General features: G+C 64.4%; 9 protein-coding genes. All 9 read right to left on the bottom strand.

Annotated features, from left to right (window positions below):
• Positions 1-8: 8 nt before the first annotated feature.
• The gene (locus IPP90_10700; protein MBL0171182.1) at positions 9-1,163 is read right to left on the bottom strand and encodes an FAD-binding oxidoreductase; all 1,155 of its coding nucleotides are present in this window, start codon (positions 1,161-1,163) and stop codon (positions 9-11) included.
• A gap of 46 nt (positions 1,164-1,209) precedes the next feature.
• Positions 1,210-2,553, bottom strand: a complete 1,344-nt coding sequence (locus IPP90_10695) for a hypothetical protein (GenBank protein ID MBL0171181.1) — start codon at positions 2,551-2,553, stop codon at positions 1,210-1,212.
• A gap of 8 nt (positions 2,554-2,561) precedes the next feature.
• Positions 2,562-3,917, bottom strand: coding sequence for an Ig-like domain-containing protein (locus IPP90_10690; GenBank protein MBL0171180.1), 1,356 nt, complete (start codon positions 3,915-3,917; stop codon positions 2,562-2,564).
• A gap of 34 nt (positions 3,918-3,951) precedes the next feature.
• Positions 3,952-5,058: an alkaline phosphatase family protein gene (locus IPP90_10685; protein ID MBL0171179.1), complete on the bottom strand. Its 1,107-nt coding sequence runs from the start codon at positions 5,056-5,058 to the stop codon at positions 3,952-3,954.
• A gap of 71 nt (positions 5,059-5,129) precedes the next feature.
• On the bottom strand, positions 5,130-6,341 hold the full coding sequence (locus IPP90_10680) for a hypothetical protein (GenBank protein ID MBL0171178.1): 1,212 nt from the start codon (positions 6,339-6,341) through the stop codon (positions 5,130-5,132).
• The gene (locus IPP90_10675) at positions 6,335-7,930 is read right to left on the bottom strand and encodes a hypothetical protein (GenBank protein ID MBL0171177.1); all 1,596 of its coding nucleotides are present in this window, start codon (positions 7,928-7,930) and stop codon (positions 6,335-6,337) included. Before IPP90_10675 ends, IPP90_10680 begins: the two co-directional genes overlap by 7 nt.
• Positions 7,931-8,212: 282 nt before the next feature.
• Complete coding sequence (locus IPP90_10670) at positions 8,213-9,508, bottom strand: amidohydrolase family protein (GenBank protein ID MBL0171176.1); 1,296 nt, start codon at positions 9,506-9,508, stop codon at positions 8,213-8,215.
• Positions 9,505-11,244, bottom strand: a complete 1,740-nt coding sequence (locus tag IPP90_10665) for a M28 family peptidase (protein ID MBL0171175.1) — start codon at positions 11,242-11,244, stop codon at positions 9,505-9,507. Before IPP90_10665 ends, IPP90_10670 begins: the two co-directional genes overlap by 4 nt.
• Entirely contained in the window at positions 11,241-11,648 is a 408-nt protein-coding gene (locus IPP90_10660; protein MBL0171174.1) for a hypothetical protein, read from the bottom strand. The genes IPP90_10665 and IPP90_10660 overlap by 4 nt, the downstream gene beginning before the upstream one ends.
• Positions 11,649-11,658 lie beyond the last annotated feature (10 nt).

Genomic DNA, 11,658 nt, shown 5'->3' with positions numbered 1-11,658 from the left:
ACGTGCAGTCAGACGACGTTGTATTCGCCAACCGCGTCACCGGCACCAAAGGTTCGCCACCGCAGTGGGTCGATGTCGATGGTGTGCGCGCGTCCGTCCAGCAGCTCCTCGGCCATCAACAGCCCCGCCGCCGGACCGTGCATCAGACCATGCCCGCTGAATCCGGCGCAGAGGTACAGCCCATCCACTGACGGAATCGGGCCGAGGATGGGTTGATCGTCGGGCGTGACTTCATACAATCCGGCCCAGTCGGCCGCGATGCTGGCATCGGACAGCATCGGCAGGCGTTGCATGGCCTGCTCCAGATGGGTCAGGCGCCACCCTTCATCCACGCTGGTGTCAAAGCCAGCCGGTTCATCCCGATTTGACATGCCCGTGAGAATCGCATTCCCTTCACGGTGAAAGTACAGCGCTTGCGAGAAGTCGATGACGAACGGAAAATCCTTGCGGAGATTCGCGATGGGCGCGGTCACGGCAATCTGTCGGCGAATGGGCCGAATGGGGATGTCCACGCCAACCAGCGCCCCGACCTGCGCTGACCAGGCGCCGGCGGCGATCACCACCTGCTTCGCCTCGATGACGCCGGCCGTTGAATGCACGCGCGTGACGCGCCCGGCGGCGACATCGATACCCGTCACCTTGGCGCAATTGACGAGCGTGGCCCCGAAGCGTCTGGCGTTGGACACATAGCCCTGCAGCAGGCTGTTGGGATCCACCAGTCCATCGCGCGCGCACCAGCTGCCGCCGACAATGCCGCTGAGTTCCACTTCTGGTGCCAACTCGGCAATCTCCGCCGCGCTCACCATTCGGCTGGGAACGCCCAGCCCGTTCTGCAGGGCGACATTGCGCGTGAACTGCGCCATATCGGCGTCGTTGTCGAGCATGAACAGATAGCCGCAGCGACGAAGTCCCACCGCCTGATCCATCTCGTCAGCAAATCGCTCCATCATGCCGATGCTGAGCGTGGAGAGCGCGATGTTCACGGCCGCGCCGAACTGGTAGCGCATGCCGCCGGCATTGAGGCCGGTGGAGCCTAATCCGAACATTGATTCGGATTCGAGCAGGACGACGCTGCTACCGCCACGCCTGGCGAGATGGTACGCGGTGCTGGCGCCCATGATTCCGCCGCCGATGATGACGACGTCGGCGTTGGAAGGCATCACGGTGTGGTCCTCAGTGGCCAATGGCGTTCGTCCGAACCTGTTGATGTCAGTTCCAGCAATACACCCGTCCGTCGGTTGTTACTCCACACGTCGCGGCAAACTCACTTTTCGTAAGCGATTTGAACTTGATGCCCTTGATCCGGTGATATGGGCGAAGGGCTCGTTCTCCCAAACGACTCGAAATCACGATCGGGGCAAACTGTCCCCAGCAATACAGGTCGCCCTCAAGCGTAATGCCGCAGGTGGATGAGCGGTACACGGTGGCGATCAGGGAAAACTTCAACCCCCCAAGCACCTGTTGAGGGCCAGTCGGCGGGTTGACGGTGGAGCCGATTCCAAGTTGGCCACTGCTGTTGAGTCCCCAGCAGAAGGCATCATCGGACTTGGAAATGGCACAGACCCCGCTGTCGCCTGCGGACAGGCGTTTGAATAGCAAACCGCCGGTGACCGGCATCGGGACTTCCGCCGGGAGGCCAGTCTCGTCGATACCAAGCCGTGATCGGTTGACGTTGGCGCTCCCCGCGCAAAATGCGGCGCCAACGGGGTCCAAGAGACAGGTCGAGAAGTTCACCGTGCTCACAGCGGCTCCCCGGAGATTCCCTCCAACCGGTGCCGGTGTGGAATCCTGCGCACTCAGAAAGCCTCGGCCAAGCTGATAGCCATCGTTGTGCCCCCAGCAGTACACAATGCCATCCGTACGATCCACGCCGCAGGTCTGCGCGTGACCGCCATGCGTGAAGCTCGAAAACCGGCGCGCCGTGCTGACGGCGACCGGTCCTGTGTCGGCGGCCACCGTGCCTGCACGCCCGAAAATATAGTGGCCATTGTTGCCCCAGCACATGATACGACCGTCCACGTTGAGAGCGCAGGCCGCGTGCAGGCTACCTTCCACCGCTGTGAACGAGAGTCCCGCCGCGCCGGGCATCCGGACCAACAATGGCGTCGAGTCGGCCGCTGTTGGAGCAGCGCGGCAGTAGACGACGCCCGACGCCAGCGCACAACTTCTGCTGTCGTTCGCCGAGCCATCGGTGAACGTCACCCCCCCATCGGCGCGTTGCAGCACGATGCGCACTGCGCGTTGTGCCCGCTGCCCCTGAAGCTCCGCACGCACCGTCGCCGTGCCGACGCCGACGCCAAGCACCGTGCCCAGCGAATCGACGACGACCACGTTCGTGTCGGAACTGGTCCAGATGAAACGCGGCGCCGTGCCGATGGTGGAATCGCCGATGGCCGCCGCATTCAATCGCATGGCGCGCCCCAGAAACAGCGAATCGCCGCGAGCCTGCAGCGTCACGGCGGTGACGTGTACGACTGGCGCCGCCGTATTCTCGTGGCAACCACAGAGCGCCACACCGCAACTTGCCACGGCGAGCAACGTTCGCGGTCTCATCCATCGTGTCACAGGCATATGCCTCTGCCGTCCGTCGTCACGCCACATATCTGTCGGGCATTGGCGCTGATCGACTGAAAGTCGATCCCGTTCGCCAGCCGCACTGGCGCGTACCGTGCGCTCCCAAGCACCGCGACGAAATCCGCGTTGATGGGGATGGCACCCCAGCAGTGCAGTCTGCCCGCCGTTGTGAGCGCGCAGGTGAAACCATTGCCGGCCGTGACCGTATTGACGGGCGCGCCGAGGTCAATTCTCTGCGGTGTTGAGTGCGGCAACGTGTCCAGGCTGCCAATACCCAATTGCCCCGAGGCATTGCTTCCCCAGCAGGACAACTCGTCGGCGGTCGACACCGCGCACGTGTGACTCCCGCTACTCACGAATCGGTAGGTGGTGCCGCCGGGAATGCGCTGCGGGACATGAGTCTGGGACACGGTGGTCGTCGGCACGCCGAACAGCGCGTGGTCATTCGCTCCCCAGCAAGAGAGACTGTGATCGAGCGCTACGGCGCAGCTGTGATTGCGGCCGGTGGAGACGGTCAGCGCCTTGAGACTTCCTGTGACCGGTGCAAAGAGGGTGTCGTAGTCGCTGAGTGGTGTGTGGCCGGTCTGGTACCCCAGGTTTCGCCCCGCACAGACGACAACCGAGTCGGCCGCACGAATGGCGCAGGTGAATCCGATCGCCTCCGATCCACCAACGCTGACAAACCGATAGGGAAGCCCGCTGCCTGTTTCGAAGGGGGCCGCGACACGCTGGGTGCTGGTGTGGCCATTCGCGAGCTGCCCATACGCGTTCACACCCGCGCAATACATGGTGCCTGTCGCCGACAGTCCGCAGCTGTGCGATTCGGCGGTGTGCAGGGTCGCCAGGCGCAGGCCAGTAGCGCCGGCCCACGCGGACATGAGGCTCGACGAGTCAAGCGAAGTGGCAGGCAGGCAGACCGGCGCACCGTCTGTCCGCAGGGCGCACATGGCTCCGGCTCCGGGAGCGGAAAGAGCAAGTAAGGCGCCGCCGTCAACACGACGGGGTACTACCCGGATGTTCGTGGACAACGCGCGACCATCGAGGGTGCCGGTAATGGTCACACGCCCCACGCCAACGCCGATGATCGTTCCGTTCGTTGTGACGCGAGCGACGCTGGTATCGGTGCTGCTCCACGCCAGCGGCGCTGCCGTGATCACCGCGTTGTCGAACGACGAGAGCGCCACCACGCGTACCGTCCGACCGACAAATACCGAGTCAGCCGTCAGGCTGGCGAGCGTGAAAGGGGCCGATGCCGTTATCGAGTCGCTCTCACAGGCGGCAACGCCTAGCAGGACCACCGCGCCGGCCCATCGACTCGCCGGTGACCGCCAATTCTTTCCCATCCTGATTAATGCGATATCAGACGTGCCTTCGCAATCAGTGACGGGCGCTGAACACCGGCAACGCCGCCGCCGCTTTCGGCTCCGCTTCCGTCCAATCCAGCCCCAGCGCCGCCGCAACGGTCGCGGCCACCTGCGACCCGGTGCTCGGCACACCCTGACGCACGCCGAGAGCGGGAATGCCGGGGCCCATGACCGCAATCCAGATGCGTTCTGCGCCGTCGACGTCGGCGCCGTGCTCCGTCCATCGCAGCCCGGCGCCGCGGCCATGATCGGTGGTGACAATCAGCGTGGTGCTGTCACGCGTGGCCGGGTTGGCCTGCACGTTGGCCCACAGCTCCGCGAGATAGGCATCGACCTGATGTGCCGATTGCAGGTACCGGTCGTAGCGGTCGGCGTGTGCCCAGTTATCCGTTTCGCCGTACCCGATGAACAGCACGCGCGGCGTCGATGCCAGGCGATAGTCGCGCACCGCTCGCTGGGTGAGTCGATCGCGCACACTGCCGCGGATATGGTCCCGAATCGTCGCCAGGATACGCCGGTAGAGCCGCGGCTGCTCGGTACCATTGGCGCGCGGCTCGCGTCCGTCAAACAGCGGCAGGTGACTGCGCGCCGTGTTGAGGATGCGCCCGAAGGCTTTCCATGTGGCAAAGGCCGCTACGCGACCGCTCAGCGTAGGCTGGGTGTTAAGCCACTCGAAAACGGTGCGATTCTCGTTGGGCGGGTGGGTATTGCTGTTGATGCGCGGATCGGGGTGACCGGTGAGCGCCTCGTTGTACCCCGGGTAGGAGAACTTGAATCCGTTGGTCAACAACGAGGCGCTGCCCACCGCCGCATCGCCAAAAATCTGACCCTGTGCCGCGATAGTGCCCCACACAAATGGCATCAGGGCGGCGCGACTCTCGACCGCTGTCTCTCGCTCGAACGACTGGCCGAGCGCAACGGCCTCCGGGGCGCTCATGGTCCGCGTGATGGCCGGGTCGGCGCCGGCAAACACTTCCTGCCAGCGGAAACCGTCGGTCATCACCAGGATAACGTACGGCGAGCGTGACGGACCGTCACTCGATTGCGCAGCAAGCGGCGCTCCACACGCCAACGCCAGACTGACTACTGTGCGCAGCGCCCCGGCTGGTCGGATAGGCATATCGAAGGATACCCCACACCGACCAGCTCGGTTTGCACGCCTTGGACTCAGTTTGGTAACGACTCCGAACGCTAGCGTTCCTCCATCCAACGGTCTTCCAGCACTTGGATGGTCTTGGACAGCGTCAGTCCGTTCACCAGCAGGGTGACCTTGTACATGCCTGGCGGAACCGCCTCTGGGCCGCCGCCGCCGCCACGACCACCTCCCGCGTCTGCGGTTGGCGTCGGTGCGAGGTTCCACAATACGCGATTCACGCCGGCGTCCTTCGTGCCGGTGAGAGTACGGACCACGCGTCCCATGACATCGGTGATCGTGATGCGCACGTCACCGGTGGCGGCGGTCCGCAGGTAGTAGTTGACGCTGGCACCGCGCGGCGCATTCTCGCCACGGTACACCTGCTGGCCGGTAACCTGCTGGCCGAGTTTGCGATCATTGAGCCACGCCACCGCGGGGCGGAGATCGAACAGGGTGGCGTCAGATGCCAGCACTGCGGGCGTCAGCTGTTGCAGCGGGGTGATGTCGTCCGCGATCCAGACGCCACGCCCATGGGTGGCGACAATGAGGTCGCCATCGCGCGGATGCACCAGAATGTCGTCCGTCCGCACCGTGGGGAAGTTGTTCATGAACTTCTGCCACGACTGACCCGCGTCCGTCGACACATACAGTCCGAACTCCGTCCCGGCGTACAGCAAGTTGCGGTTCTTCGGATCTTCCGTGACGACCTGCACGTTCCCGTACGCGGGCAGCCCTTTCGTGATTGATGTGAACGTGCGACCGAAGTCCTTGGTGACGAAAATGTATGGCTTGAGATCGTTGCTGCGATGCCCGTCCACGGCGACATAGGCCGTGGCGGAATCGAACGCCGATGCGACGACACGCGACACCCAATGGAAGTGCCCCGTCGGCAGGCCGGGGAGATTCTTCGATACATCGGTAAACGTCGCCATGTTGTCGCGGGTCAGCTGCAAGCTCCCGTCGTCCGTGCCGACCCACACGAGGCCCGGCTTGATCGGCGATTCCGACACCGCGATAATCGTGCTGTACTGGGTGAGTCCGTCGTTCTTGGACAGCATGGACTGGCTGCCTTTCACACCCATGATGTCGACGGTACTGCGGTCGAATATCTTGGTGACGTCGGGGCCGGCAATCCAGGTTTCGCCACGGTCATACGAGCGGAACAACCGGTTGCCACCCAGCCACATCACGCTGGAATTGTGCGACGACAGTTGGTACGGTGTGTTCCAGTTGTACCGGTACTGTTCTCCCGGGGTGGCGTTCACCACGTTGGGGTTGCCGCCTCGTCCGCCGCCGCCGCCGCCGCCGCCCCACCCGCACCGGGCACTGCCGCCGCTGACGGAACATCCATCGGCGGGGGCGGGGGCGGCGCGCTGGGCCGTATGCTGCCGCCACGGCCGGTTCGCAGGTCCAGACGGCTGGTGTTGCCGTTTTGCGATTCTGCGAAGACGATGTTGTAGTCGTTGGGGTCCTGACCGGTGAAGAAGCCATCGCCGCCGCCCACATTGAACCAGTCGGAATTCAGGATGCCGTTGTTGGTGCGACGCGAGCTGGGGCCACACCAACTGCCGTTGTCCTGCAATCCCGCGCAGACGTAGTACGGACGCCGCATATCCGCAGACACATCGTAGGCCAGGGACGTGACCATCGTCTTGACGGACGTCCATGAGCGGCCCTGATCGTAGCTGATGTCGAGACCACCATCATTGCCGTTCATGATGTGATTCGGGTTCTTCGGATCAATCCAGATCGCGTGGACATCAACGTGTCCCGGATTGCCATGACCGCCCGCCTCGTTGAGCGTGGCAAACGTCCGTCCGCCATCGAGTGACTTGGCGATGGGGAGCCCGGCGACATACACGGCGTTGGGATTCTGCGGATCGATACGCAACTGGCTGAAGTACATCGGTCGTGCGTTGCAGTTGCTGACCAGTCGCCAGGCACCACCACCGTTATCCGTGCGGAAGATGCCACCGGCGGCCGGATTGAGAGCCGGCGCGGTCTGCGGCTGCCCGGAGGACGCGCCTCCTCGGCCACCGCCACCACCGAAGCCACCACCGGGTCCCGCGTTGTTGCACCAGTCGAATCCACCGCCACCGACGCCCCCACCGCCGCCCCGGCCCGATTCGGGATCCACTTCGCGTCCGATCTCACCGGCTTCGATCTGGGCGTACACAACGCCGGGATTCGAGCGCGACACATCCAGCGCAATGCGACCATACGTGCCCGGCGGAAGGCCGTTGCCGGTCATCTTCGTCCACGAGCTTCCACCGTTGGTGGTCTTCCAGATTGCACTCTCCGGACCGCCGCCGTTGAAGCAGCAGTGCGTGCGCCGCCGTTGATAACTTGCGGCGTACAGCACACTGGGATTGGAACGATCAATCGCGATATCGGTGAATCCGGTGTTCTCGTCGATGTACTTGATCTTGTTCCACGTGCGACCGCCATTGGTGGTCTTGTACACGCCGCGATCCGGGCTGGCGCCGAACAGCGGACCGATCACCGCCGCATACACGGTCTCCGGGTTCCGGGGGTCGATCACGACGCGCGCGATGGACTGCGTTTCGCGAAGGCCCTGCAACTGCCACGTCTTGCCGCCATCGGTGGTCTTGTACATGCCGCCGCCAAATGACGACGACTGGCGATTGTTCGCTTCACCCGACCCGGCGTACACGATGTTCGGGTCTTTCGGGTGGACGGCCAGATCGCCAAATGACGCGACCTCATACGTGTCGAAGACCGGCGCGAACGTGGTGCCGTTGTTCTCGGACTTCCAGATGCCGCCCACCGCGTAGCCCAGGTAGATCGTGGACGGGCTGCTTTCCGAAACCTCAATGTCGTGGATGCGGCCACCCATGCTGGCCGGTCCGATATTTCGGAACCGAAAGCTCCTCAGCAAAGGGTCCGCCGATTGATTGATCATCGGGACGGCCGGTGCGGGAACACCTCCGATCCCTTGAGCTACGAGGGGCGCTGTCGACAGCAAAGTCAACGCGGCGAATAGAAACGTCGGGGCACGCATGGTGGGCATCGGCGGATTCCGTTGGAGGTGCCTGCGAGAACGCCGACCACGAAACGCTACGGCCCCGTGGTGCGGTCCTCGATTATCCCTCCGAAACAACGACCGGTCAAGCGATCGTCACGGCCGCTCGGTTCGCGTGCTGCTCCGGCGGTTGTCGACGACGACCGCGCCGCCTTTCATCACCCACACCACCTGATCGAGAACGACCGTGATGTCCCGCAGTGGATTCCCCTCCACCGCGACGATATCGGCAAGAAATCCCGGCGCAATGCGCCCAAGCTTCTTTGACTGTCCGAGCAGGGCGGCACCATTGGTCGTGGCGGCAGCCAGCGCCTGCGCCGGCGACATGCCGGCCTTCACGAACCACCCCAACTCGCGCGTGTTCTCGCCGAACATCCACCACACCGCGTCCGATCCCATGGCGAATCGTACGCCGGCCTTGTGCGCGCGGCGGGCGGTTTCGAGGTTGAGCATTCGAAACGAATCGAGCCCGGCCACCTGTTCGCGCGTGTAGCCCAACAGCGGAGCATTCTCGGCGTAGAACCGATTGTGATCGATGGTGGGCACGTACATCGTGCCACGGCGCGCCCACTCGGACAGGGTGGCGTCGTCGAATCCAGCCGGATGCTCCACCGACTCGGCACCGGCGCGCAGGGCGGCGCGGCCACCGGAGTCGCCATATGAGTGAATGGCGATTGGTCGCTGCCAGTGATGCGCGGTCTCCGCGGCCACGCGCATCTCGACATCGGTGAACGTCTGCACACCGGTGACGTTCGCATACGTGCCGGTCGAGCCATACATCTTGATCCAGTCGGCACCCGCATCGACTTGTGCCTTGATGGCTTCCTTGATTTCCAGCGTGTCACGCACCCGTCCGCGCGCGGCCTGCGACGTGGCTCCCGACGCCGTGGTGGTCACCTTGGACAGACCATATCCCGCCACGAACATGCGGGGGCCCACCATCACGCCTTTGTTGATGGAATCACGCAAGGCGATGTCCGCATAGTTGGCGGCACCCAGGTCGCGCACCGTGGTGACACCGGTCTCCAGTGTGCGGCGCGCGTTCTCGGCCGCTGCTGCCACGACGGAATCGCGGCTGCGAGGGCCATTGACCAGCGGATTCGATTTGTCGCGCACAAACGTCAGGTGCGTGTGCACGTCGATCAGGCCGGGAATGGCCGTGTAGCGTCGCAAGTCGACGACGGTGGCACCCTTCGGAATGATGCCGGTGCCGTTGCCCACACGCAGGATCGAATCACCCCGCACCAGAATGGTGACGTTACGGGTGGTGCGTCCCGACGGCTCGGCCATGGCGCCGAAACGCAGTGCGGTGATTGGTGACGGCTGGCTCGTTGCCTGTATCGGCGTCAGAAGCACGGCCAGCAGCCAAGCCGCGGATGCGCGTCCCATCATGGAGTGCCCGCGTTCCTGCCCGCCCGCGTTCCTGCCCGCGTTCCTGCCCACTGTCGGCACGGCGCATTCGGATCTGTCGGCTTCGCACCATCACGTTTCGGTCGCTCCGCGGCGTTGCCGATCAGCATCGCGGCGTCGAACACCATTTTCGACACGCGCTGCAGGTCCCGGTAGCTGATATACTGCGCCTCGTCGGTCACCTGATGGTAGTCCTGATGCTCGCCTCGCGAGAATGCCACCGCCGGGATGCCGTGCCGCGCGTAGTTGTAATGATCGGCCCGGCAGTAGTACTGCAGCGGGTGTCCCGGCGCATCAAACGTGTAGTCGAACGCAAACGGAATCGGCTGTTGCGCGTTCGCCCGTTCGAGATACTCGCCGAATTCGCGCGAGATGCGCTTGGCGCCAATCACCTCTAGGTACGTGTCGCTCCCGGCCCCGGTGCCGTTGCGCGGGAAATCGCTGGACGTTCCGCGCCCCACCATATCCTGGTCGATCTCGCCGACAATGGAATCGACCGGCACGGGCGCGTGATCACCAAACCAGCGTGAGCCCAGCAGGCCGGCTTCCTCGCCGGTGTGACTGACAAAGATCAACGACCGTTTCGGTCGCGTGCCGCCCAGCGCAAACGCTTCGGCGATTTCCAAAATGGATGCTGTGCCCGACCCATCGTCGTCGGCTCCATTGCGAATGGAATCGAGTCGCGGGGTGTTGACGCGCCGGAGACTGTCCAGCATCGCGCGTATGCGCGCCCACTCGGCCGTCGTGACCGAGCGCACCGGGGAGTCGGCGCCCATGGGACGCACTACGGTGTTGAAGGCGCGCAGCGAGTCGTGATCCACGGGACTGTGATCATAGCCCACGTGATCATTGTGCGCGGTGAGGGTGAGATACTGTGAGCGCAGCCGCGCATCGTTGCCGCGCAGAATGCCCACCACGTTACGCGCCGCGTACGCCACGGGCGTGCGCGGATAGTCAAAGCGCCCGCTGAGCGGCAGACCCGCGGCTCCCGGCGCCAGCGCCGCCACGTCGGCACCCATGATGGTGCGCGCCGCGCTGCGGCTGACCCATACTATGGGTACGCCGCGCGCGTTGCGCGACGTATCGGGAACCGGTCGACCCTCGCGCAACCGCGCCACTTGCTCGGCGGGAACGTCTTCCAATCCGGATACCAGCAGGGCGATGGCGTCACGATAGCGCGATCCGACAGCGGACGCCGCGCGAAACGACGTGCCCAGCGGTACATCGATCAGCACCACCTTGCCCGCCGCACTTGCCGCCGGAATCCACGGCGTGGTATCGCGGATGCTTCCGCCGTATACCACCGCAGCGGCGTTCAGTACGCGTGCGGGAGCGAGGCTGCTGCCGGGCATGAAGTCGCGGAAAACCGTGAGTGACGTCCCACCCGCCGATAATCTTGAGGCGGGATCGACGGCCACTCGCCACATCGGGACCACCTGAAACCACCCACCGTTGTCACCGCCTGGCTCCAGTCCCAGGCGCTTGAACTCGGCGGCGATGTATTCGGTGACCGAGTACGCTCCCTTGCTGCCGGTTTCGCGACCCATGGTGGAGTCATCGGTCACGCGAAACAGGCGTTGCCGCAGATCGGCCTCGGTGATGGCCGCGGTGGTCATGATGGGGCGGGTGCCGCCGGCGGGCCCACCCGACTGGTGCGTGCAGGCAACCAGCAGCGCGGCCAATCCAATAGCCCTGGCACACGGACGAGTCGCGTTCATTTGGTCTTCACCAGGAGCACGGGTCCGCTGCCGGAGGACGTTCCGAATCGCTGCGCGGCATCGCTGGAGTTCAGGTAGCGAATCTCGAAAATCTCGCCGGGGCGCATGCGGCTCAAGTCATTCACGACCAGCAGTGGACCACCGTTGACGGAAATGTGCACCGTGCCGGCGTCGGCCATCATGATGCTTTGTCGACCGCGAGAAGCGAGGAATCGTGGACGCAATCGCCGCACGGCGTCCAACGCGTTGCTGGCGCCAACCGACGGGTCAGACAACTCCTGCGCCGTAATGACATCGCCGTCGCGCGTCGAAGCAGTTGCCGCACCGGAGTCACTCGTGCTGGGACGGTGCGCGCACCCTGCGGCTCCGAGTACCAACACCACCGCACCTGTTCGGATCTTCACCCCGATACCT

The sequence above is a fragment of the Gemmatimonadaceae bacterium genome (assembly GCA_016720905.1).
Taxonomy (GTDB): Bacteria; Gemmatimonadota; Gemmatimonadetes; order Gemmatimonadales; family Gemmatimonadaceae; genus Gemmatimonas.
Note: the sequence above shows the minus strand (reverse complement) of the source record. Positions and strands in the feature narration are given on the sequence as shown.

What these genes read in the sequence shown, in the direction of transcription:
- IPP90_10695 (MBL0171181.1), bottom strand. Translation starts at nt 2,553, where the DNA reads ATGAGACCGCGAACGTTGCTCGCCGTGGCAAGTTGCGGTGTGGCGCTC.
- IPP90_10690 (MBL0171180.1), bottom strand. Translation starts at nt 3,917, where the DNA reads ATGGGAAAGAATTGGCGGTCACCGGCGAGTCGATGGGCCGGCGCGGTG.
- IPP90_10685 (MBL0171179.1), bottom strand. Translation starts at nt 5,058, where the DNA reads ATGCCTATCCGACCAGCCGGGGCGCTGCGCACAGTAGTCAGTCTGGCG.
- IPP90_10675 (MBL0171177.1), bottom strand. Translation starts at nt 7,930, where the DNA reads ATGGGTGGCCGCATCCACGACATTGAGGTTTCGGAAAGCAGCCCGTCC.
- IPP90_10670 (MBL0171176.1), bottom strand. Translation starts at nt 9,508, where the DNA reads ATGATGGGACGCGCATCCGCGGCTTGGCTGCTGGCCGTGCTTCTGACG.
- IPP90_10665 (MBL0171175.1), bottom strand. Translation starts at nt 11,244, where the DNA reads ATGAACGCGACTCGTCCGTGTGCCAGGGCTATTGGATTGGCCGCGCTG.